Origin of the sequence: Alcaligenes faecalis, from assembly GCF_005311025.1 — a bacterium.
Classification (GTDB): Bacteria; Pseudomonadota; Gammaproteobacteria; order Burkholderiales; family Burkholderiaceae_B; genus Alcaligenes; species Alcaligenes phenolicus.
This window is the reverse complement of record NZ_CP031747.1, coordinates 2,549,012-2,569,975: the sequence shown is the minus strand read 5'-3', so window position 1 is coordinate 2,569,975 and position 20,964 is coordinate 2,549,012. Positions and strand designations below refer to the sequence as shown.

Annotated in this window: 22 protein-coding genes; 17 read left to right on the top strand and 5 right to left on the bottom strand. The window is 58.5% G+C overall.

The genetic code is table 11. The features are described from left to right. Positions 1-80: 80 nt before the first annotated feature. Positions 81-704, bottom strand: coding sequence for a LysE family transporter (locus tag D0C27_RS11895; RefSeq protein ID WP_009460249.1), 624 nt, complete (start codon positions 702-704; stop codon positions 81-83). Between the two features lie 64 nt (positions 705-768). Continuing rightward, positions 769-2,232 (bottom strand): DEAD/DEAH box helicase, encoded by a 1,464-nt coding sequence (locus tag D0C27_RS11890; protein ID WP_009460248.1) that lies wholly within the window; start codon positions 2,230-2,232, stop codon positions 769-771. A 426-nt stretch (positions 2,233-2,658) separates the two neighbouring features. On the opposite strand from D0C27_RS11890, the gene D0C27_RS11885 reads away from it, so the two are divergent. The 5 genes from D0C27_RS11885 to D0C27_RS11865 are packed head-to-tail and all read left to right on the top strand — an operon-like array spanning position 2,659 to position 7,641. Beyond that, a complete protein-coding gene (locus D0C27_RS11885; RefSeq protein ID WP_009460247.1) occupies positions 2,659-3,279 on the top strand; it encodes a LemA family protein in 621 nt (206 codons plus the stop codon). A gap of 20 nt (positions 3,280-3,299) precedes the next feature. Then, on the top strand, positions 3,300-4,259 hold the full coding sequence (locus D0C27_RS11880; protein WP_081055431.1) for a TPM domain-containing protein: 960 nt from the start codon (positions 3,300-3,302) through the stop codon (positions 4,257-4,259). A 17-nt stretch (positions 4,260-4,276) separates the two neighbouring features. Next, entirely contained in the window at positions 4,277-4,774 is a 498-nt protein-coding gene (locus tag D0C27_RS11875) for a TPM domain-containing protein (RefSeq protein WP_035268642.1), read from the top strand. Positions 4,775-4,789: 15 nt separating this feature from the next. After that, positions 4,790-6,196 carry a DUF2868 domain-containing protein gene (locus tag D0C27_RS11870; RefSeq protein ID WP_170978575.1) on the top strand — a complete coding sequence of 469 codons (1,407 nt, stop codon included), beginning with the start codon at positions 4,790-4,792 and terminating at the stop codon, positions 6,194-6,196. Next, on the top strand, positions 6,193-7,641 hold the full coding sequence (locus D0C27_RS11865) for a DUF3482 domain-containing protein (RefSeq protein ID WP_137431058.1): 1,449 nt from the start codon (positions 6,193-6,195) through the stop codon (positions 7,639-7,641). Before D0C27_RS11870 ends, D0C27_RS11865 begins: the two co-directional genes overlap by 4 nt. Positions 7,642-7,652: 11 nt before the next feature. Here D0C27_RS11865 and D0C27_RS11860 read toward each other — a convergent pair whose 3' ends face one another. From D0C27_RS11860 to D0C27_RS11850, 3 genes are all read right to left on the bottom strand, one after another. Beyond that, positions 7,653-8,096: a DUF488 domain-containing protein gene (locus D0C27_RS11860; protein ID WP_137431057.1), complete on the bottom strand. Its 444-nt coding sequence runs from the start codon at positions 8,094-8,096 to the stop codon at positions 7,653-7,655. Positions 8,097-8,322: 226 nt separating this feature from the next. Next, the gene (locus D0C27_RS11855) at positions 8,323-8,571 is read right to left on the bottom strand and encodes a GlsB/YeaQ/YmgE family stress response membrane protein (protein ID WP_026483834.1); all 249 of its coding nucleotides are present in this window, start codon (positions 8,569-8,571) and stop codon (positions 8,323-8,325) included. Between the two features lie 150 nt (positions 8,572-8,721). Continuing rightward, positions 8,722-10,290, bottom strand: a complete 1,569-nt coding sequence (locus D0C27_RS11850) for an amidase (RefSeq protein ID WP_137431056.1) — start codon at positions 10,288-10,290, stop codon at positions 8,722-8,724. A 142-nt stretch (positions 10,291-10,432) separates the two neighbouring features. On the opposite strand from D0C27_RS11850, the gene D0C27_RS11845 reads away from it, so the two are divergent. From D0C27_RS11845 to D0C27_RS11790, 12 genes are all read left to right on the top strand, one after another. Beyond that, positions 10,433-11,329, top strand: a complete 897-nt coding sequence (locus D0C27_RS11845) for a LysR family transcriptional regulator (protein WP_009460224.1) — start codon at positions 10,433-10,435, stop codon at positions 11,327-11,329. Between the two features lie 45 nt (positions 11,330-11,374). Then, positions 11,375-11,974, top strand: coding sequence for an RNA 2',3'-cyclic phosphodiesterase (gene thpR, locus D0C27_RS11840; RefSeq protein WP_170978574.1), 600 nt, complete (start codon positions 11,375-11,377; stop codon positions 11,972-11,974). Beyond that, complete coding sequence (locus tag D0C27_RS11835; protein WP_009460222.1) at positions 11,971-12,909, top strand: LysR family transcriptional regulator; 939 nt, start codon at positions 11,971-11,973, stop codon at positions 12,907-12,909. The genes thpR and D0C27_RS11835 overlap by 4 nt, the downstream gene beginning before the upstream one ends. Before the next feature lie 197 nt (positions 12,910-13,106). Beyond that, positions 13,107-13,781, top strand: a complete 675-nt coding sequence (locus D0C27_RS11830; RefSeq protein WP_060186544.1) for a DUF4286 family protein — start codon at positions 13,107-13,109, stop codon at positions 13,779-13,781. Positions 13,782-13,818: 37 nt separating this feature from the next. Then, entirely contained in the window at positions 13,819-14,787 is a 969-nt protein-coding gene (locus D0C27_RS11825; protein WP_137431054.1) for a TRAP transporter substrate-binding protein, read from the top strand. Positions 14,788-14,802: 15 nt separating this feature from the next. Further along, positions 14,803-15,294 (top strand): TRAP transporter small permease, encoded by a 492-nt coding sequence (locus tag D0C27_RS11820; protein WP_137431053.1) that lies wholly within the window; start codon positions 14,803-14,805, stop codon positions 15,292-15,294. Continuing rightward, the gene (locus tag D0C27_RS11815; RefSeq protein ID WP_137431052.1) at positions 15,287-16,582 is read left to right on the top strand and encodes a TRAP transporter large permease; all 1,296 of its coding nucleotides are present in this window, start codon (positions 15,287-15,289) and stop codon (positions 16,580-16,582) included. Before D0C27_RS11820 ends, D0C27_RS11815 begins: the two co-directional genes overlap by 8 nt. A gap of 18 nt (positions 16,583-16,600) precedes the next feature. Then, positions 16,601-17,419: a PQQ-binding-like beta-propeller repeat protein gene (locus tag D0C27_RS11810; protein WP_115634875.1), complete on the top strand. Its 819-nt coding sequence runs from the start codon at positions 16,601-16,603 to the stop codon at positions 17,417-17,419. Between the two features lie 64 nt (positions 17,420-17,483). Next, the gene (locus tag D0C27_RS11805; RefSeq protein WP_009460199.1) at positions 17,484-18,620 is read left to right on the top strand and encodes an ABC transporter permease; all 1,137 of its coding nucleotides are present in this window, start codon (positions 17,484-17,486) and stop codon (positions 18,618-18,620) included. Beyond that, complete coding sequence (locus D0C27_RS11800; RefSeq protein ID WP_009460197.1) at positions 18,614-19,411, top strand: ABC transporter ATP-binding protein; 798 nt, start codon at positions 18,614-18,616, stop codon at positions 19,409-19,411. The genes D0C27_RS11805 and D0C27_RS11800 overlap by 7 nt, the downstream gene beginning before the upstream one ends. After that, positions 19,411-20,328 carry an MlaD family protein gene (locus D0C27_RS11795; protein ID WP_035268619.1) on the top strand — a complete coding sequence of 306 codons (918 nt, stop codon included), beginning with the start codon at positions 19,411-19,413 and terminating at the stop codon, positions 20,326-20,328. Before D0C27_RS11800 ends, D0C27_RS11795 begins: the two co-directional genes overlap by 1 nt. After that, positions 20,325-20,960, top strand: a complete 636-nt coding sequence (locus D0C27_RS11790; protein ID WP_035268616.1) for an ABC-type transport auxiliary lipoprotein family protein — start codon at positions 20,325-20,327, stop codon at positions 20,958-20,960. The genes D0C27_RS11795 and D0C27_RS11790 overlap by 4 nt, the downstream gene beginning before the upstream one ends. The last annotated feature ends 4 nt before the right edge of the window (positions 20,961-20,964 follow it).

Genomic DNA, 20,964 nt, shown 5'->3' with positions numbered 1-20,964 from the left:
GCGCCAGTCTGGCGCGTGGAAAACAGTGAGCGAATTATCCGTAAAGCAGGGCTTGGGGGCAAGCTGATGCGTGCACAAGGCTAACGCGACACGCTGGCCAATACCGTCCCTGCCAGAATAAATAGCGAACCGAACACGCGGTTCAGCAGCCGTACATGGCTGGCCTGACGCAGCAAATGCAACATGCGAGCGGCCAGCGACGTGTAGCAACCCATGGCCACCAGATCCGTAAAGCACAGGGTCATGGCGATCAGCAGGTATTGCAGCGGCATGGGCCGATTCAAGTCCAGAAACTGGGGCATGATGGCCAGCAAAAATACCAGACCCTTGGGGTTGGTGATATTGATCAGGCAACCCCGTATCAACAAATCGCGAATACGAAAGTCGCTGGGTTCCTGACCTGTGACCTGCACCGGCATGGCGTCGGTGCGCAATTGCTTCCAGCCCAGATAAATCAGGTAGGCGGCACCCAACCATTTAAGCGTGGTGAACGCCAGTTCCGAGCGCGCCAGGACTTGGCCCAATCCCAGGCTGATGATGAATATCTGGATCATGATCCCGATATTCAGGCCTATCGCCATCCAGTAGCCACGTTTGAAGCCGTATTTCAGGCCGGAGGACATGGAGGAAATCGCACCTGGGCCAGGTGAAAACGAAATAACCCAGGAAGCCGCGAAAAAGGCGAGCCAGGTGCTCAGTGCCATGGTGTGCTCGGTTCAAAGGCGGGCGCTGTGCCCGCCTTTGGCAGGCACAGCCCCTTTTCAGGGTTTAGGCTTTGGCTTGGGCAGAACTGCGGTTGCTGCGGTTCGGGCCGCGGCTGTCCTGACGGCCACCGGGGCGACCTTGGCCAGCACGGGCTGCGCCACCGCCTGCACCGCCAGGAGCGGCGCTGCGACGTGGGCGGTTGTCGTTGCCAGGACGGCGCGGACGGCTTTCGCCATTGCCACCACGGCCTTCAGCGGAGCGACCTTGACCACCACCGTTAGGGCGACGGGCACCAGGAGCACGAGCGCCAGGAGCGCTGTTGAAGCGGCGCTCTGCGTAGGTGTCTTCCTTGGCTTCTTCAGCCAGAGCGGCGCGCGAAGGAGGCGTCCAGCCTTCCACCACGATGCGTTCGATAGGATTGCGGGTCATGCGCTCGATCTGCTTGAGCAAACGCATTTCGCTGCGATCTACCAGTGACAGGGCCACGCCTTCGCTACCGGCACGGCCAGTACGGCCAATGCGGTGAACGTAGTCTTCAGGAACGTTAGGCAGTTCGAAGTTGACCACGTAAGGCAGTTGATCAATGTCCAGACCACGTGCGGCGATGTCGGTGGCAACCAGTACCACAACCTTGCCGTTCTTGAAGCCGGCCAGCGCACGGGTACGAGCCGCCTGGCTCTTGTTGCCGTGCAGGGCTTCAGCGGCCATACCGTCCTTGGACAGTTTTTCGGCCAAACGGTTGGCGCCGTGCTTGGTGCGGCAGAACACCAGAACCTGGTTCCAGCCGCTTTCGCGAATGATGTGGCTCAGCAGATCACGCTTGTGTGCCTGGTCAGCCAGAATCACTTGCTGGGTAATCAGTTCGTTGGTGGTGTTGCGGGCAGCAACGGCCACTTCGTCAGGGTTGTTCAGCGAACCACGGGCCAGTTCACGGATTTCGTCCGAGAAAGTCGCCGAGAACAGCAGAGTCTGGCGATCAACCGGCATCAGGCTGATGATCTTGCGAATGTCGCGGATAAAGCCCATGTCCAGCATGCGGTCGGCTTCGTCCAGCACCAGGATTTCCACGCCGGTCAGGTCCACGGTGCGTTGACGCACGTGGTCCAGCAAACGGCCAGGAGTGGCTACCAGAATGTCCAGAGGCTTGCGCAGCGCATGGAACTGGGGGTTGATGTTCACGCCACCAAACATGACCATCGAGCGCAGACGGGTGTGCTGGCTGTACAAACGTACCGATTCTTCAACCTGGGCGGCCAGTTCACGGGTAGGGGCCAGGATCAGCGCACGTGGGCGGCCTGGTTTACGGTTTTGCTGAGGGTTGTTCAGCAGACGGTGCAAGATAGGCAGGGTAAAGCCTGCGGTCTTGCCGGTGCCGGTTTGAGCGGCAGCCAACAGGTCGCCACCTTCAATGACCTTGGGGATGGCCTGGGCTTGAATAGGGGTGGGGTGGGTATAGCCTGCGTCGGTTACAGCACGCAACAGAGGTTCTGCCAGCTCAAGAGAGGCAAAAGTGATTTGAGAGTCCAAGAATTTTCCAGTGACTAGCCCAAAAGCCCTCTTTGGGGCCCTACCAATCCAGGCTAAGGTGTTTTGTTATGGCGACAATGCCACGGCAGGGGCAAGAACGCCGCCTGCTGCAAGAGGCGCAGTGATTGGTGCGCTGCGCAATCTGCCATTATAGCGTGAAATTAGTAAAAATCCTCATTGACCATCTTGTATCATTTTGAGCGGTAGCGTTAAAACAACCTGCTTCAAACGTAAACGGTCAGGCGGATTGCCCTGTCGGATTTGACAGAAATTGTTAAGCGCCGCCATAGACGTACTTGTTATGCTGCGGTACGCGGTTTACGCTTGGCGTGCACGGACCGCCGGGCTCTGTTTGGCACGTGCCCGAGCAAATGGGTCGTAACCCGTTTTTGTTGTTTATCTGCTTATTTTTGCAGGAAAAAAATCATGACATCATGGATACGATGGGTCTTTATCAGCAGCGTGGCGGTTTTGCTGTCGGGTTGTGGGTATAACGAGATCCAGCGCCTGGACGAGCAGGTCAAGGCCGCTTGGTCGCAAACCTTGAATCAATACGAGCGCCGCGCCGAACTGGTGCCCAAGCTGGTCAGCTCGGTCAATGCCTATATGGTGAACGAGCGCGCGGTGCTGACGCAGGTTACCGAGGCGCGCGCCAAGGTCGGCACCATTCAGATGAAAGTGGATGATCTGGACAACCCCGAAGTGATGGCTCGCTTCCAGGAAGCCCAGAATCAGTTGTCTTCGGCGCTATCGCGTCTGATCGCCGTGTCGGAAAACTACCCGCAACTGAAAAGCGATGGCCTGTTCCGCGACTTGATGACGCAGCTGGAAGGCACGGAAAACCGTATTGCCACCGAACGTGGCCGCTATGTACAGACGGTGCAGGAATACAACCTGTTCATCCGTCAGTTCCCTACCCTGATTACCGCCAAGCTGTTTGGCTACAAGGTCAAGGAAAACTACGGTGTGGATCGTCAAAGCGAAATCACGCGTGACCCCGAGGTCAAGTTTGATATTCCTGCGACCCCCGCTCCTGCTGGGTATTGATTAATTCTGGAGGTGGAGTCATGAACGTGCACGATCTTGCACTGACTGCTGGGCCTGGGTCTGCACGTTCTGGCAGGCTGGCCTGGGCCTGTGGTTTGTTGATGGCCTTGTTATTGCTGTGCTGGCCCTGGACGCAGGCGCAGGCCAAACCTGAACCGATTCCCGCCATTGCGGGGTGGGTAACGGATACCACGGGCACCCTTAGCCCGGATCAAAAAGACGCCCTGAACCAGCAGCTCAAAGCCGTGGAACAGGAAAAGGGCGCGCAGGTCGTGATTCTGATGGTACCTACCACAGGCGAAGAAACCATCGAACAATACGCGTTGCGTGTCTTTGATCAGTGGGAAATTGGCCGCAAGAAAGTGGACGATGGCATCTTGCTGCTGGTGGCCAAGGATGATCGCCGTATGCGTATTCAGACCGGCTATGGTCTGGAAGGCGCGGTCACGGACTTGCAGGCGGGGCGCATCATCCGCGAACAGATGACGCCTCGTTTTATCGAAGGCAACTTCTATGCCGGTATCCAGGCCGCAGCCGATAGTCTGGTGGGTCTGGTCAACGGCGAAGAGCTTCCCCCTCCTCCTAAAAATGCCCCTGTCACCTCGTCGGGTGAAGAAGGCGTGTTCTGGGAGCCGTTGCTGGCTGTAGGCGCGATTGTATTTTTTGCTTCGCCTTTGTTTGCCGCCTTTGCTGCTGGTGTGTTCACGCTGGTGGTGTCGGGCAGTATTGGCCTGGCCCTGCTTGCCGCTGTTGTCGGTGCAGGCTTGAGCATGATTGGCCGACTCTTTGGGGCAGGCGGCAAGTCCAGTTCCGGGCGTGCCTCGCGCCGGGGTGGTGTCATTGGCGGCTTGGGTGGTTATTCCTCCGGTGGTTTTGGCGGGAATGGCGGCAGCAGCGGTGGTGGCTTCGGCGGTTTTGGCGGAGGCAGCGGCGGCGGTGGTGGCGGTAGCGGAGGCGGTGGCGCTTCCGGTAGTTGGTAAGGCCACAGGGGAGCGACATGAGTGTGAATTGGAAAGAATTGTCGGGTTGGGCATCGGTACAAGGCCAATGGCTGCGCCGTCGTCATTTCAATGCCGAAATGTTGGGCCATCTGGCTGAGCAGATCCGCAAGGGTGAAGAGAACCATAGTGGTGAACTGGTCGTGGCGATTGAAGCGGTTTTGCCCGCCCATGAAGCCGATAGCGCCCAGCGTGCCCTTGAAGTCTTCGGTCGTTTACGTGTCTGGGACACACCCTTGAACTCCGGCGTCTTGCTGTATCTGGCCTTGGGTCAGCGCCGTATCCACATCATTGCAGACCGGGGCATCAAGGCCGATCAGGCTCAATGGACACAGATCTGTCAGCAGTTGGAAAAAGATCTGGCCTCGCGTGAGTACTTGTCTGGTTTGCTGGCCGCTGTCAGCGCGATTGAAACCGTCTTGCAGCAAGGCGCTCCGGCGCAGACTCCAGGCGTGGCGGCAGTCAATGCCTTGCCTGACGAACCTGTACTTCTTTAAGTGATGGCCAGTGCCATGAAACCGTCTGAACCCGTCGGCTCCTGGCAGCAGCAAACTCTGGTTGAAGCCATACGTTTGCGCGAGACCCTGTGGGGGCCTGTTGAAGACCTGTCTGAATCGCGCCGTGCGCGGGCTGCAGGCGGCTCCTTTGCCCAACGTGTGTCGGCTCGGGCCTTGGCGCTGGCGCGACGCGATGGGCTGGAACAAGCCTGGACGCGCTGGTGGCGTGTTGCCCGCCTTCTATTGATTGCCATGGCGGTGCTGGCTTTGCTGGCCGGGGCTGGTACAGCTGCGGGTGCATTGGGCGATGGCAGTCGAGCCGTGAATGTAGTGACGGCTTTGGGTGCGTTGCTGGGTCTGCACGTACTGACTTTTATTTTCTGGCTGTTCAGCCTGGCCTGGTCGGGCAAGAGTAGCGGCACAGGCAGTTGGGCCGGTGATGCCTGGTGGTGGCTCAGTCGCCGCTTCGTCAAAGGCGACGCCAGTCTGGTTCCCCAGGCTTTTGCCGCCGTGCTGGCGCGCCGGGGCAGCCAATCCTGGTTGGCCGGTCTGATCAGCCATAGCTTGTGGGTGTTGGCCTTTTTGTCGGCCCTGAGTACCCTGCTGCTACTGCTGGCCTCACGCCGCTATCACTTCAATTGGGAAACCACGCTTTTGACGCCGGATACCTTTGTCTGGCTGGTTGAAGGCCTGGGCGCCCTGCCTTCCTTGTTGGGCTTTGCCCTGCCCGATACCCTCACCATACGTAGCAGCGATGGCCTGCAAATGCTCGATGCCCAGGCTCAGGCCCTGTGGTCCAGCTGGCTGTTGGGCGCGGTGGTGACTTACGGTTTGCTGCCTCGTGTGCTGGCTTTGGCCTGGAGCCTGTGGCAATGGCGTAAGCACACGGCTCGTCTGAGTCTGGACGACAGCTTGCCGGGTTTGGCAGAGCTGCGTCCTCGTTTGATGCCCGTTAGCGAGCCGACGGGTGTGGATGAATTGGCGTCGCCCGACAGAGTGGCGCGCATGCAAAACCAGCCAAGCACGCCTTTGGCGGCCAATGCACTGTGTGTGGTGGGGTTGGAGCTGCCACCAGAACATAGCTGGCCCCCTGCTTTCATGCAGGCGCAGATGCAGGATCTGGGGCGGGTGGACTCGCGGGCCGAGCGTCTGGATATTCTGGGCCGCTTGCAGTCTGCCAGCCCTCGTCATTTGTTGATGGTCTGTGATGCCGCTCAGACGCCGGATCGCGGGGTGGTGGCAACGCTGGTTGAATGGGCACAATTGGCGCAGCAGTCCGATGTGGTGTTGTTGGATGAAGCTTTGGCCGACCCGGATCAAACGCGTCGTCGTAGCTGGCATGAACGTTTGGTGGCGGCAGGCTTTGCGCCTGGGCAGATTCACGATCAATGGCCTGACTTGTCTTTGAAGGAGCCATCATGAGTGCTGCGGCTTTGACGCTGGCGGTGGTGGGTCACACCAATACGGGCAAGACCTCTTTGCTGCGTACTCTCACGCGAGATACGGAGTTCGGCCAGGTCAGCAATAGCCCTGGCACCACACGGCATGTGGAAGGCGCCAGGCTGACGGTGGACGGCGAGGCTTTGGTGGAGTTGTTCGACACCCCTGGTCTGGAAGACAGCATGGCCTTGCTGGACTTCATGGATCAGCTCAGCCAAGCCGGTGAACGTATTGATGGGCCAGAGCGGGTACGTCGTTTTCTGGAATCCCCAGCGGCACAGGGCCGTTTCGAGCAAGAAGCGCGCGTGTTGCGCAAGCTGCAATCCTGCGATGCAGGCTTGTATGTGGTGGATGCGCGCGATCCGGTCTTGAGCAAGCATAAGGACGAGCTGACCTTGCTGGCCTATAGCGGGCGGCCTTTGCTGCCTGTACTCAATTTCGTTCGTAGTCCGCAGGCGCGGGTGCAGGAATGGCGCAGTGCCTTGGCACGCTTGGGCCTTCATGCCTTGGCGGAATTCGATACGGTGGCACCGGCTTTGGATGGCGAGGCCTTGCTGTACGACAAGCTGGCGGTGCTGCTGGAGACGCATGCTGGGGTGTTGCGGCAGTTGAAGGTGGATTTGGCGCAGCAGGCAGCATTGCGGCGGCGGGATGCCTTGCGCTTGCTGGCAGAGCTGTTGATTGATGTGGCGGCCTGGCGTGTCAGTACACCCTCGGACAAGGAGTCCATGGAGCTGGCCGCGCAACAGTTAAGGGAGCCGGTGTTGGCCCGCGAGGCCAAGAGTGTGCAGGCTTTGCTCAAGCGCTACAGCTTTGGCCGTCAGGATGTAGTGGCCGATTTGCTGCATTTCGAGGGCGGCCGTTGGGGCATGGACTTGTTTGATCCCCAGGCTTTGAAGGAATTTGGCGTGCAGTTGGGCAAGGGTGTGGCCGCAGGTGCCATGGCAGGCGCCACGCTGGATGTGATGACAGGTGGCCTGAGCCTGGGAACCGGGACGGTGCTGGGTGCCTTGGCCGGTGGTTTGTGGCAAGGCGCGGATAAGTGGGGCCAGCGTTTGATGGGCAAGTTGCGGGGCGAGACGGAACTTAGCGTGGATGATGCCGTGCTGCGTTTGCTGGCCGTGCGGCAGCTAAGCTTGATTGCGGCTTTGGAGCGGCGCGGTCATGCCGCACAGACGCCGATTCGCCTGGGCGAGATTGATGCCGAGAATTTCGATCAGGCCTTGCAGCGGGAATTGAATGTCTGGCGGGCGCAAGGCCTGCCGGAGGAACTGGCGCAGGCACGGATACATCCGACCTGGTCTACCTTGCGCTCAGACTATGCGCCGGATTCGCGGCGGGAGACCTGTGTGCAGAGCTTGGTGCAGCGTTTGCTGGGGGCGCGTAATGGGCCGAATGCTAACGCTGTCGGGCAGGCGCAGGAATAACAAACCCCGGCTTATTTCTTTTCATCTTTCATTAAGTGCGCATAGCAAACCGGCGAGCTGGGTTCATTGCCGTCGTGTATGCGATCTTCTTCAAGCAAAGCCTGAGTCACAGCCTGTTTGAGCACCGTCAGGTACGAGGTTTGCGGGTCGTGGGTGGCGGTTAGCAATTGCAGTTCGCCTTTGCGAGCCAGCTTCATCAAGGAGAGCAAGGAATCAGGGTCGTGCTTGAGCTGTTCCTGATAGCGACGCTGGAATTGCTCGGGCGAAATATCGCCCTTATGAAAGCTTTTGCGTAATTCACTTGTGGGGCTGGCCTCGTGCAGCCACTGGATGTCGCCCAATTCGTCTTTGCTCAGGCCGCGTGGCCAGAGGCGGTCTGTGAGTACACGGGCCGCTTTGCCGGCAGGTTCATGGACGGCGTCGTAAATGCGACTTAAGGTGATGGTGTAGGGCATGACTGGCTCCGGGAGCGTCAGGCTTTTTGTGTTCACGCGCTGGCGGTCAATGACTTATTGTCTATTTTTTCTGTGAGTCAGAGTCGCGTATCGACAGGTATCGGCGAATCGAGCCTCATCCAGACTAGCAAATTGTTGTGTAGCAGCCTTCCAGCCGTGTGTGGTGAGGTTTCGGATCGCCAATCACATTAGCTGCAAGGCTGCTGTTTTGTATTTATACGGCGTTTTACGCTTTCTTGCTGACCAGTCCGTAGACAAACAGGACGATGATGGCACCCACAATGGAACCGATCCAGCCTGCGCCTTCACCAGGCACGTACCAGCCCATGGTTTGTCCCAGGTAGCCTGCGACAAAGGAGCCGACAATACCCAGGATGGTGGTCATTATCCATCCCATTTTTTGATCGCCAGGCATGATGGCTCGTGCCAGCAAACCTACGATAAAGCCCACAATAATCATGGAGATAATACCCATCGTGCTACTCCTGTTCTGTGTTTGCCGGTCTGGGATTCGGACCGCTCTGCTTATCTTAGGTATGGAGTTTTTAGGCGTCTATCGTTTTGCGTTTTTGAAACAGTTAAAAACGTCAGGTTTTGTAAATGGATGGTGTGTAATCAGCTTTGCTTAAGTCAGCAAGGCAGGTTTACGCTTTTGCACCCACTGTGTGGCCTGCTCATAGGCGTAGGACAGCTGCAGCACCGCCATATCGGCCTGGGCAGGGCCCATGATCTGCAAGCCCATGGGCAATCCGGCGTCGTTAAAGCCCGCAGGCACGTTCATGACGGGCAGCCCTGCCAGAGAGCCGCCGATCACGATTTCCATCCAGCGGTGGTAGGTGTCCATTCTGCGCCCGGCGATTTCGCCAGGCCAGTGGGTGGTGCCAGCAAAGGGGAAGACCTGGGCGGTAGGCAGCACCAGATAGTCGTAGGTCTGGAACAGCTTGCGCAGGCTTTCGTACCATTTGCTGCGGTTGATGGAGGCTTGATAGACCTGCGCCCCGCTCAGGTTCAGGCCCCCCGCTACTTCCCAGATCGCCTCAGGCTTCATTTGGGCGCGCAGTTCCGGTTTGGCGTACAGGCCCTGTGCGCTTCCGGCTACGGTGAAGTGGCGCAGCGTCAGCCAGGTTTGCCATAGCTGCTCCATGGAGTAGTCGGGCTGGGCTGCTTCAACGGTGCAGCCTATGGCTTCAAAGCTCTTCAATGCGCTTTGGCACAGGTCCATGATGCCGGCTTCCATAGGCAGATAACCGTTGTAGTCGCCCAGCCAGCCAATGCGGGTGCCTTTGAAGTCGCGTTGCAGTTTCCCGGCAAATTGTTGTGGGTCTTGACCGATGCTAAGGGGGGCGCGAGCATCGAAACCGGCCTGGGTGGACAGCAGCATGGCCAGGTCGGACACGGTACGGCCCATGGGGCCTTCGTAGCCCATTTGCTGGAAGAACACTTCGGAGGACGGGCCATAGGGCACGCGGCCTTGGGAGGGGCGAAAGCCGTAGACGTTGTTGAAAGCACCGGGGTTGCGCAGGGAGCCCATCATGTCGCTGCCATCAGCGACGGGCAACATGCGGGTGGCCAGGGCCACGGCGGCCCCGCCACTGCTGCCGCCAGCACACAGATCGGGCTGGTAGGCATTGCCGGTGGTACCGAACACGGAGTTGTAGGTGTGCGACCCCAGGCCAAATTCCGGGGTATTGGTTTTACCGATCAGAATGGCACCGGATTGCCGCACGCGCTCCACGACGATGGCATCTTGTTTGGGCAGATAGTCCTTGAAAATCGGTGAACCGCTGGTGGTGACAATATCGACCGTGGCCGCCAGATCTTTGGGTGCCTGGGGCATGCCGTGCATCCAGCCCATGTACTGACCTGCTTTCAGTTGCTGATCGCGCTTGTCGGCCTGGGCCAGCAGGCCGCTGCGCTCTTGCAGGGACACAATGGCGTTGACCTTGGGGTTCACACGGTCGATGTGGTCCAGATAGGCCACCATCACTTCGCGGCAGGAGACTTGGCGTTGTGCGATCCAGCCCGACAGAGTCAACGCGTCGGCCATGATGATGTCTTGAGCCGTGCCTGGACCGGGAGCGGTTTTTGCGAGGGCCTGGCGTCCCAAGGAAGGGGCCATACCCGCCAGCGACAGCAGTCCGGTGGTTTTCAAAAAGCGGCGGCGTGTACCCAGCGGCGTTGGGGAATCAGTCATGTTTGTCTCCGGTGTTTTTGTAGGGCCATCCAAGTGGCCAAGCCATTCTATGCAGGTACAATGCGCGGCTCAAACGCCAAAAAATCATCAAGTTGATGCGGTCTGTGCATAAGCCGACTCAAGCGTCAGCAAGGGGACAAGCATGGACTTTCGCAAGCTGCGGCACTTTGTGGCCGTTTGCGAACACGGTACGTTTCACCGGGCCGCGCAAGCTGTCCACTTAAGCCAGTCTGCCTTGAGCCGTAGCATTCAGGCTCTGGAGCAGGAGCTGGGTGTGCCGCTGTTTGATCGCAGCAGTCAGCGCATTTTCTTGACGCCTTATGGTCGGGTACTGCTGGAGCGAGCTCCCCGGGTTTTGCAGGAAGGCCGTGCCTTGCAGCGCGAGCTGGCCCTGCTTCAGGGCGAAGACGCAGGCAGCCTGCGTTTAGGCTTAAGTTCGACCCCCGCTGCGGTCTTGCTGCATCCGTGCATGGTGGCGCTGCTGGACGAGTACCCGCGTTTGCGTGTGGACGCGGTGATTGGCCGCACGCTGGAACTGATCGAAGGTTTGCGCCGGGAACGCTACGATATGGTGGTGCTGGACGTCAGCGCGGTGACCGATGTGCGTGGCCTGGATATTGAGTATTTGCCCGCCATGCAAGGCGATATGCTGGTACGCAAAGGCCATCCGCTGTTGCAGCTGGAGTCGCTGGACTTTGCTGCGATCAGCCAGTATCCCGTGGCCTGCTCCGTGATCAGTGATGATTTGACCGACCGTCTGATTGCCGAGTTTGGCGCCCAAGGCCATCCCGATAGCTTTGTACGCTTTTGTTGTGATAGCTTCAGCATTCAGCGCGACGTGGTGCTGGATAGCGATATGGTCTTGATGAGTGTGCTGGCGGCGGTACGGCGCGATATTGATGCTGGTGATCTGGTGCCGCTGGGCCTGTTTTCTTCATCCTTGTCCGGTCACTATGCCTTGGTGCGCCTGTCGGGCCGTACGCAATTGCCGGCTCTGGATATTGTGTACGATCTGGCGCGTCGCCTGTGCAGGGCCTAGGCTAGACGCCCCGCTTTCTGATCTGCCTTGTTTGAGGGTTTGCTGATGACGATTCCCTTGCCCATTCTGGACCTGAAGCAGTCAGGTGCCGAACACGTTTTTCGCGCTTTCATCGGCTGGTGGCCAGACGCGCAAACCCGCGCCTGGCTGGCGGAGCAGGCGCTGCACGCACATGCGATTTATGGCGGGCGGATGATGCAGCCTGATCACTTTCACTTGACCCTGGCGTTTCTGGACGGCAGCCGTGTGTCGGATCTGCAGACTTTGGCGACACAGATGGCGCAATGGACGGTGCCGCAGATCAAGTTGGATCTGACCATACGGGATGTATTCGAGAAACCAAGGGTAGTGTGGGCCGGGCCGGACGAGTCGCAAACTCAGGCACTGGCGGCCTTGCAGCAGTGGCATGATGAGATCTGGGCCAAGCTGAGTGCTTTGGGCTGGACGCAGCCGCCGCGTCGTTTTCGCCCGCATGTGTCCTTGCTGCGCCATGCGCGGATTGCCGCCGATCAGTCCCATTGCCATGCTTTGCCCACGCAGGCCTTTGTGGGTGCTGGTGCCGGTCTGATCGTGTCCGTTCCCGCAGAGCTGCGTAGCCAATATCATCTGGCCGCCCTGATGAAGCCTGAAAGGACAGGTACATGAATATCCGCTTTTTAGAAACCTTTATCTGGATTGCCCGTTTGGGTAGTTTCCGTGCGGCAGCGAACAAGCAGCATCTGACACAAGCCGCCGTGTCGGGGCGGATTGCAGCCCTGGAAGCCGAGTTCCAGAAAACCCTGTTCGAGCGGGGCCACCGCGATCTGCGCCTGACTCCCGCAGGTCGAAAATTGATGCAGTACGCCGAGCAGATGCTGGGCATGGAACACGATTTGCGTGAAGCACTGGCAGGCTCCAGCCGCTTGAGTGGACGGGTGCGCCTGGGCGTGGTCGAGTCCATTGTGCATACCTGGTTCAAGGATTTGATTCGTCAGCTGCATGCGCTCTACCCCGAACTGGAAATTGAGCTGACCGCCGAGTCCACCTTGCGCCTTCATGATTTGCTCAAGCGCGGCACCATTGATGTGGCCTTGCAGACCGACCCCATCATGGGGGACGGCATACGCAACTTGCCCATGGGCTCCATGCGCATGGGCTGGGTATGCATGGCCGATGAGTCCATGCCGGTACGCAGCGGTTTGCAGGAGCTGGTGCAACGCTGGCCTTTGGTGACCTTCCCTCGTGGTTCCCAGCCGCATCTGGCCTTGGTGCAGCTGCTTGAGCCCTTGCCTGTGGATCAGGCCCGGATTCACTACGTTTCTTCAATTGCCGCCAGCACGCAATTGATCGAAGCCCAGCCTTGCATTGCCACCTTGCCCCTGGCGGCAGTCAGCCGTCAGCTGGACAGCGGTCTGTACCAGGAAATTGTTTGCGAACATGCCTTGCCTGATTTGCGCCTGGTTGCCAGTTGGCGGCCCGACCCTTTAACGCAGACCGCTCAAGCGGTGATTGGCGTGGCGCTGGAGCGCATGCACCATTTTGCTGCCCAGCATCCTGGCCTGGCTTTACCCCCGCCAGACACGCGTGTCTTCGCGATTTAGCCTTTGAGGGTTTTCCCCTTGCCTGCGCATGTGTACTGAGCGTGGGCTTGCTTGATAATCTATATACCGCGCCATTCGCTTGATCTGATCGCTTTTTCTTATTGCCCCAGGCTGAAATAAACCGTTTGGAATCTGCTTGGCAGCCGTTGGACACTCCCACAAAGAGTGTGCAATGACCTTGATTCGGGAGGGCTGTCGTGTCTGCTACTTTTCGCACTGATCGTGATGCGCCGGGGGAACTGTTCATCTGGACAGACATCGCCCCAGAGCATGAGCAGGATTTCAATCAATGGTATGAGCGCGAGCACATGGCTGAACGCGCTGCCATACCGGGTTTTCAATGGTCGCGCCGTTATGTGCGCCAAGGCGCCGGGCGCAAGTATCTGGCCTTGTATCGCACCGAGTCCCTGCGGGTTTTTGGGACGGCAGAATACAAGAAGGCCTTTGAGCAGCAAACGGATTGGTCCAATACCAACTTTGCCCGCATGAGTAATACCCAGCGGCGCGTGATGGCGGTGTCCTTGCTGGGAGGGGTTGGCACCGGGGCCGTGGTCTTGCTGGTGCGTTTGCCGGAGGCAGCACAACTGGATGTGCTGGCAGCTCAGAGTTCAGCCTATCTGGAGCAAACCGATGGCCTGCTGGCCTTGCGTGTGCTGACGCCAGACCCTGAGCTTTCGACCCCTTTGCCGTCCGAGGATACGCAGCAGCGCAGCCTGGACCCCTACCTGGTGGCGGATCTGACCACCTTGAATGCTGCTCGTACCCTGGCTGCCCGTTTGCAGCAGGATCTGGGGGTGGCGACCAACGATGTATCCGAGTTTTCTTTGTTGTGGGATCTGCAGTCACGGGATCTGAATGCAAGCCGCTCATAAGGCGGCCATCACCTCAATTCTTGGGAGAAGCGACATCATGATCAAAAAACTACTTTCCATGGCTTGCGTTCTGGCGCTGGCTGGCACCGCGCAGGCGGCGACCAACTGGAACATGAGTACCGAGCAGCCTGATAGCAACTTCCTGACGCAAAACGCGCGTGAGTTTGCGGCAGACATCAAGGCGGCCACCAACGGGGAACTGAATATCAACGTGCAATCGAACTCGGTGCTGCTCAAGCGCCCCGAGGTCAAGCGCGGTGTACAGCAAGGTGTGGTCCAGGCTGGTGAAATGCTGGTGGCGGCCATTGGCAACGAAGATCCTTTGTTCGAGGTCGATAGTGTGCCGTTCCTGGCCTCGTCCTTCGATCAGTCGGAAAAACTGTGGAAAGCCACTCGCCCCTTCCTGGCCGAGCGTCTGGACAAGCAGGGCATCGTCCTGGTCTATGGTTCGCCCTGGCCACCGCAAGGCATTTACACCAAAAAGCCGGTGGAACAGCTGTCTGATCTGGCCGGTGTCCGTTTCCGTGCCTACAGCCCCGCTACAAGCCGCCTGGTTTCCTTGATGGGAGCAGTGCCCACCACGGTGCAAACACCCGAAGTGCCCCAGGCGTTTTCTACCGGCATTATTGATGCCATGCTGACTTCGCCCGCAACCGGGGTGGATTCGCAGGCTTGGGACTACGTGAAGTATTACTACGACGCCCAGGTCTTCATTCCACAAAGCTTTGTGATCATCAATAAGCGCGCCTTCCAGCGCCTGCCTGAAACTGTGCAAAAAGCCGTGCTGGATGCGGGTGCACGTGCCGAGGAACGGGGTTGGGCCATGTCGCGCGAGCAAACGTCCAAGTTGACGCAAACCATGGCGGATAAAGGCATGGTAGTGGGTAATCTCAGCGAAAAACTGTCCAGCGAAATGCACGCGATTGGTCAAACCATGACCGAAGAGTGGCTGAAGAAAGCCGGTGCCGATGGTCAGAAGCTGCTTGACGCTTACCGTCAACCATAAGCAAGGGGTGCGTCCATGATCGTTCTGGAGCGTATGGCCAGAGTCTGCGGCGCACTGGCCGCATTCTTCCTGTGTTTGATCGGGGTTGTGGTGACTGCGCAGATTGTGGCGCGCCTGTTTTCCATGCAAATACCCGCCTCGGATGACTTTGCGGGCTGGTTTATGACGGCGTCTATTTTCCTGGCACTGCCTTATGCCATGTTGCGCGGGGATCATATCCGCGTCACGCTTTTGCTGCAGGTGATTCCCGAGCGTTTGCATCGCCCGTACGAGCTGCTGGCCACCACGATTGGTCTGGTGCTGGCCGCCTGGTGCACTTGGGAGACGGCTCATTTTGTTTATGAGTCCTTTATCTACAAGGAAGTGGCACAGGGCATGGTGGCGGTACCGCTGTGGATTCCGCAACTGGGTATGCCGATTGGTCTGGGATTGTTGACCCTGATGCTGTTGCGGCGCTTGCTGCACGCGGCGCAAGGTCAAACACTGGAGGCAACTGAACATGGCTGATTTATCTCAGGCAATAGTGCTGTTTGTTGTTCTGCTTGCCTTGCTGGCCAGTGGCGTGTGGGTGGCGCTGGTTCTGATCGCTTGCGGTATTTTGTCTATCTTTCTGTATGCCGACGCGCCTGCAGGCATTATTTTTGCCACCAAGGCCTGGGACTCTTCGGCCAGCTGGGCCTTGACGGCCTTGCCCCTGTTTATCTGGATGGGGGAAATTCTGTATCGAACGCGGTTGGCTGAAGACATGTTCAGCGGCCTGGGGCCGTGGGTACAGCGTTTGCCTGGGCGACTGGTGCACGTGAACACGTTTGGTTGCGGTATCTTTGCCGCGGTCAGTGGTTCCTCGGCGGCAACGGCGGCGACCATCGGGCGCATCTCCTTGCCCGAGCTGAAAGCGCGTGGCTATGACGACAGCATCAGCATTGGCTCCCTGGCCGGAGCAGGGACCTTGGGCCTGCTGATTCCACCGTCCATTGTGATGATTGTGTATGCCGTTGCTGCTCAGGTTTCCATCATTCGCCTGTTTGTGGCGGGGGTGCTGCCCGGCATCATGCTGATGTGCCTGTTCTCGCTGTACATCGCGATCTGGTCCTTGCGTCACCCGGACCGTGTGCCTGCTGATGTCGAAACCTTGACCTGGGGCGAGAAAATTCGCCGTCTGCGCTTGCTCTTGCCCGTGGTGCTGCTGATTATGGCGGTGATCGGCTCTATCTACGGCGGTATCGCCACCGCCACCGAAGCCGCGGTGCTGGGTGTGATCGGCTCTTTGGTCATCGCTGCGTTTGGACGATCGCTTAACTGGAAGAATTTTGTGGAGAGTTTGCTGGGGGCGGCACGGACCTCCTGCATGATTTCTTTCATCCTGATCGGCGCCGCTTACCTGACCAGTGCCATGAGCTTTACCGGACTGCCTGCGAATCTGGCCGCCTGGATCGGCTCCCTGGGTCTGAGCCAGTACGCGCTGATTGCAGTGCTGACGGTGTTCTTCATCATTCTGGGGGCATTCCTGGATGGCATCTCGATTGTGGTCTTGACCACATCGGTCTTGCTGCCTGCCGTGATCGCTGCGGGTATTGATCCAATCTGGTTTGGTATTTACCTGATCTTGACAGTGGAGATGGCGCAGATCACCCCGCCTATCGGCTTTAACTTGTTCGTGATTCAGGGCATTACCGGGCGCAACTTGTTCGAGCTGGTGCGCATGGCCTTCCCCTTCTTCCTGGTGCTGGTTCTGGCCACGGTGATTGTGACGATATTCCCGCAAATCGTCATGGTCTTGCCCAACGCCATGTAAGGGGGATGGGAGATGGCAATGGCTTACGTAACTCTGGGTTCTCAGCGCTACAAGGTAGAGCGCGCCTGGACTCAGGCGGACATCAGCAGCATCACCAGTGTGGCGGTGCTGGCTGATGGGCGCATCGCCGCCTTGCTGCGTCGCCCGGCCTGCGTGCTGGTGCTTGCTCCGGATGGGCAGGTGTCGGCGCGCTGGTCCCTGGAGGAAATTCTGTGTCCGCACCATATCAGCGCCCGGCCGCAAGGTGGGGTGCTGGTCACGGATCTGGACGGGCATCAGGTTCTGGCGCTGGACGCCCAAGGCAATGAGCAATGGCGTTTGGGCAAACCCGAGCAGCCTCGCTGGCAAGAGCCTTTCAACCATCCCACGCATGCGGTCGAGTGTGCCGACGGGGGCTTATGGGTCACCGATGGCTACGGCAATACGGTGGTCCATCGCTTTGACCCGCAACGCCAATGGCTGGCGGCATTAGGCGCGCCGGGCGCTGGTCCCTTGCAGTTCAGCACCCCCCATATGCTGGCCTGTGCCGCCGACGGCTCGGTCTGGGTGGCTGACCGGGAGAACAACCGTGTCCAGCATCTGGATGCGCAAGGCCGTTATCTGGGTGAGCTGCGCCCCATGCACAAGCCCATGGCGGTAGCTGTGCAAACAGACGGTGCGGTGTTAGTTAGTGATCAAACGGCCAGCCTGTCCTTGTTCGACCCGGATTCGGGCACCTTGGTGGGACGTTGCCGGGTACAAGGCGTGTACGGGCACGGCCTGTCCGCCGGTTTGGATGGGCGTATTTATATAGCGGAAATGTTGCCGGATTGTTTGACCTGCTTACAGCCTGCTTAATTGTCCACAAAGCATGAAAAAGTAGCCGGCGCTATGGAAGCTCTCAGAGCAAATCCATTAGACTATGCGCATGAATACGTCCGTGCCTCTGTATGTTCGTACAGATTCCTCCGGCCAGCTGCAATTGCTAGGCGATTGGTCCTTGCGTCACTACGAAGCGCTGCAAAGCAGTTTGCGCTCGCTCAGTGACAAGCAGGGCCGTTGGTCTTTGGATTTCAGCGAACTGAAGTCCTTGGACACCACGGGAGCTCAAGTTCTGTGCGAATGGCTGGGTGCCGAGCGTGTGCAGGCGGCGCTGGACAGTGCGCAAGGCTTGTCCAAAGAGCGCCATCAACTATTGCAAACCGTTGCCAAGGCGATGAGCCGCATGGACCATGAGCAGTTGGTTCCGGCGCGTTGGGGCATTACAGATTTGTTCGAACGCGTGGGCCTGTCCATGGTCCATATTTCGCGCAATGTGCGTGAGCTGTTGGGTTTTATCGGCCTGACGCTGGAAACCCTGATTCTGAACATGCTGCGGCCCAGCCAGTGGCGCGTTACGTCGATTGTGGCGCAGCTGGAAGAGACGGCCTTTAACGCCGTCCCTATTGTGGCCTTGCTGACTTTTCTGGTGGGCGCAGTGATCGCGTTTCTGGGGGCGACGGTGTTGGCGGACTTTGGTGCCACCATTTACACCGTAAACCTGGTCGGCTTTTCCTTTTTGCGTGAATTTGCGGTGCTCTTGACCGCCATCCTGATGGCAGGCCGCACCGCCAGTGCCTTTACCGCGCAGATCGGCTCCATGAAAGCGAACGAGGAAATCGACGCTTTGCGCGCCCAGGGCTTGAATCCCATGCTGATTCTGGTCATTCCGCGTGTACTGGCCATGTTGCTGGCCATGCCTATTTTGACTTTCGTGGGGATGGTGGCCGGGATCTTTGGCGGTGGGTTGGTCTGCGCCCTGATTCTGGATATTTCACCCACCATGTTCATCAATATCTTCAATCAGGATATTGATTTGCGGCACTTTGTGCTGGGTATGGCCAAGGCCCCGATCTTTGCCTTTTTGATTGCCGTCATCGGTTGTCAGGAAGGCTTCAAGGTGACCGGTAGCGCACAGTCCGTGGGTGAACACACGACCTCGGCGGTGGTGCAGTCCATCTTTATCGTGATCCTGATTGATGCGCTGGCAGCGCTGTTCTTCATGGAGATGGGATGGTAGAGGCCACCGCTCGTCCCATTATTCAAGTACGTGACCTGGACAATCGCTTTGGCGATCACGTCGTGCACGAGCATCTGGATATGGATGTGTATCCCGGTGAAATCGTGGGCGTGGTGGGCGGCTCCGGCACGGGCAAGTCCGTGCTGCTGCGCTCCATTCTGGGATTGCGCCCACCTACTGGCGGTACAGTACGCATTTTTGATCAGGAAATAGGCACGTTGTCGCCCGAAGCCCGTTCGCGGCTGGAGCGTCGTTTAGGCGTGCTGTTCCAGCAAGGGGCTTTATTCTCCTCGCTGACGGTGGTGGAAAACATTGCCATGCCCCTGATCGAGCATATTGGCTTGTCCCGGTCTTCTGCAGAACATATCGCCGCCATGAAAATGTCTCTGGCGGGTTTGCCGGCCAACGCGGCCACCAAATATCCGGCAGAGCTGTCCGGTGGCATGATCAAGCGTGCCGCTCTGGCACGTGCTCTGGCACTGGACCCGGAAATTCTGTTTCTGGACGAACCCACTGCCGGGCTGGACCCGGTCGGTGCGGGGGATTTTGACCAGCTTATTTTGACCTTGCGCGATGCGCTGGGATTGACCGTGTTTCTGGTTACACACGATCTGGATACGCTCTACACCATTTGTGATCGAGTGGCCGTGCTGGCGCAAAAGCGTGTGCTGGTTAACGACACATTGGCGCGCGTAGAGCAAGTTGATAACGACTGGATCCGGGAGTATTTCCACGGTCCACGGGGACGGGCCGCCGAACAGGCCCAAAACCGTCGTCAGGAGCATAGTTAATGGAACCGCGTGCCCATCATGTATTGATCGGGGTCTTTACCTTGGTAGTGGCTGTGGCTGCTGTCCTGTTCTCGCTTTGGCTGGCCAAGGCGGGGCAAGATGCCGAGACCCGCGATTACGATATTGTCTTTCTGGAAGGTGTGCGTGGTCTGTCTCGTGGCAGCGCCGTGCAGTACAACGGCTTGCGGGTTGGTGAGGTGCGCTCGCTGCGCCTGGACCCGAACGACTTGCAGCGTGTGCGTGCGCAAGTGTCAATTCAGGCCGCCATCCCTATTCACGAAGATACCCAGGCTCGCCTGGCACTGGCTGGCATTACCGGCCAATCCGTGATCGAACTTAGCGGGGGGACACCGAACAGCCCCTTGCTGGAAGCCACCGGCGATAACCTGCCCATGATTGTGGCTTCGCCTTCCCCTCTGGCCCAGTTGATGGCCGGTGGTGAAGAGTTGATGACGCAAATTTCCAAGCTGCTGGAGAACGCCAATACCTTCTTGTCGTCCGAGAACTCCAAGTCCCTGTCCGCCAGTTTGCAAAAGCTGGAAGCCTTGATGGGCCAGCTCTCGACCGCTAGCGAAGGCGTGCCATCCCTGGTCAAGGAGTTGTCCCAGGCCAGCCAGCAAGCCACCACCCTGCTGTCGTCTACACAAGGTCTGGTAGACCGTCAGGGTACGCAAGCCATGAATGCCATCCAGAAATCCATGGAGGATTTCAGCCGTGCCACACAAAGCTTGAACAAGCTGTTGGAGCAGAATTCGGCCGCTATTGGCCGGGGTGCTCAGGGTCTGACCGAGATCGAACCCGCCTTGCGTGAATTGCGTCAGGTGCTGGCCGGTTTCCGTGCCGTCACCTCCCGTTTGGAAGATAATCCAGCCGGCTACCTCTTGGGTCGCGACAAATTACAGGAGTTCACACCATGATGCCCACTGTTGTGCGTCGTTTCTTGCAGGTATCGCTAGTCGGTCTGGCCGTCTTGTCCACCGCCTGCTCGGTCCTGCCTCAGGCCGAATCCCTGACGTATTATCAGCTTCCCGCTACCAGTTTGAAGGCCCAGCAAGCGCCCGCTTCGCATAAGAGTCTGATTATTCAGGTGAACCGGCCCCACGCCGAGCGCCTGCTGGCCAGCTCGCGCATTACGGTTCTGCCTCAAGGTAACGAGCTAAGTGCCTACAAAGGCGTACGCTGGGGTGACGATGTGCCCGCCTTGTTGCGTAATCGACTGGCCGATGCCTTGCGTGACTCGGCTCAGTTCCGGGCGGTTGTGCTGGATACCGAATCTGTCATTGCTGATGTGGAAGTGGGCGGGACGCTGGGAGCATTCCAGGTCGAATATATTCAGGGCGCCCCACGAGTACGGATTCAGTTTGATGCGTTAGTGCGCGATCAGCGCTCGGGCCAGTTGATTCAGACCCGTCGCTTTGTCGCTCAACAGGATGTTGTCGGCACGGCCGTGCCACAGGTGGTTGAAGCATTTGGGCAGGCCACGGATGCCTTGTCCTTGCAGGTCAGCCAATGGTTAGCTTCTTTAACGGTCCAGGCTAATACTCTTTAATGAC

Bases quoted from the DNA above. Each gene is read 5' to 3' on its own strand.
- D0C27_RS11835 (WP_009460222.1), top strand. From the start codon at position 11,971: ATGAATATCCGCTTTTTAGAAACCTTTATCTGGATTGCCCGTTTGGGT.
- D0C27_RS11870 (WP_170978575.1), top strand. From the start codon at position 4,790: ATGAAACCGTCTGAACCCGTCGGCTCCTGGCAGCAGCAAACTCTGGTT.
- D0C27_RS11865 (WP_137431058.1), top strand. From the start codon at position 6,193: ATGAGTGCTGCGGCTTTGACGCTGGCGGTGGTGGGTCACACCAATACG.
- thpR (WP_170978574.1), top strand. From the start codon at position 11,375: ATGACGATTCCCTTGCCCATTCTGGACCTGAAGCAGTCAGGTGCCGAA.
- D0C27_RS11810 (WP_115634875.1), top strand. From the start codon at position 16,601: ATGGCTTACGTAACTCTGGGTTCTCAGCGCTACAAGGTAGAGCGCGCC.
- D0C27_RS11885 (WP_009460247.1), top strand. From the start codon at position 2,659: ATGACATCATGGATACGATGGGTCTTTATCAGCAGCGTGGCGGTTTTG.
- D0C27_RS11855 (WP_026483834.1), bottom strand. From the start codon at position 8,571: ATGGGTATTATCTCCATGATTATTGTGGGCTTTATCGTAGGTTTGCTG.
- D0C27_RS11805 (WP_009460199.1), top strand. From the start codon at position 17,484: ATGCGCATGAATACGTCCGTGCCTCTGTATGTTCGTACAGATTCCTCC.
- D0C27_RS11800 (WP_009460197.1), top strand. From the start codon at position 18,614: ATGGTAGAGGCCACCGCTCGTCCCATTATTCAAGTACGTGACCTGGAC.
- D0C27_RS11860 (WP_137431057.1), bottom strand. From the start codon at position 8,096: ATGCCCTACACCATCACCTTAAGTCGCATTTACGACGCCGTCCATGAA.
- D0C27_RS11825 (WP_137431054.1), top strand. From the start codon at position 13,819: ATGATCAAAAAACTACTTTCCATGGCTTGCGTTCTGGCGCTGGCTGGC.
- D0C27_RS11795 (WP_035268619.1), top strand. From the start codon at position 19,411: ATGGAACCGCGTGCCCATCATGTATTGATCGGGGTCTTTACCTTGGTA.
- D0C27_RS11880 (WP_081055431.1), top strand. From the start codon at position 3,300: ATGAACGTGCACGATCTTGCACTGACTGCTGGGCCTGGGTCTGCACGT.
- D0C27_RS11815 (WP_137431052.1), top strand. From the start codon at position 15,287: ATGGCTGATTTATCTCAGGCAATAGTGCTGTTTGTTGTTCTGCTTGCC.
- D0C27_RS11875 (WP_035268642.1), top strand. From the start codon at position 4,277: ATGAGTGTGAATTGGAAAGAATTGTCGGGTTGGGCATCGGTACAAGGC.
- D0C27_RS11850 (WP_137431056.1), bottom strand. From the start codon at position 10,290: ATGACTGATTCCCCAACGCCGCTGGGTACACGCCGCCGCTTTTTGAAA.
- D0C27_RS11820 (WP_137431053.1), top strand. From the start codon at position 14,803: ATGATCGTTCTGGAGCGTATGGCCAGAGTCTGCGGCGCACTGGCCGCA.
- D0C27_RS11845 (WP_009460224.1), top strand. From the start codon at position 10,433: ATGGACTTTCGCAAGCTGCGGCACTTTGTGGCCGTTTGCGAACACGGT.
- D0C27_RS11895 (WP_009460249.1), bottom strand. From the start codon at position 704: ATGGCACTGAGCACCTGGCTCGCCTTTTTCGCGGCTTCCTGGGTTATT.
- D0C27_RS11790 (WP_035268616.1), top strand. From the start codon at position 20,325: ATGATGCCCACTGTTGTGCGTCGTTTCTTGCAGGTATCGCTAGTCGGT.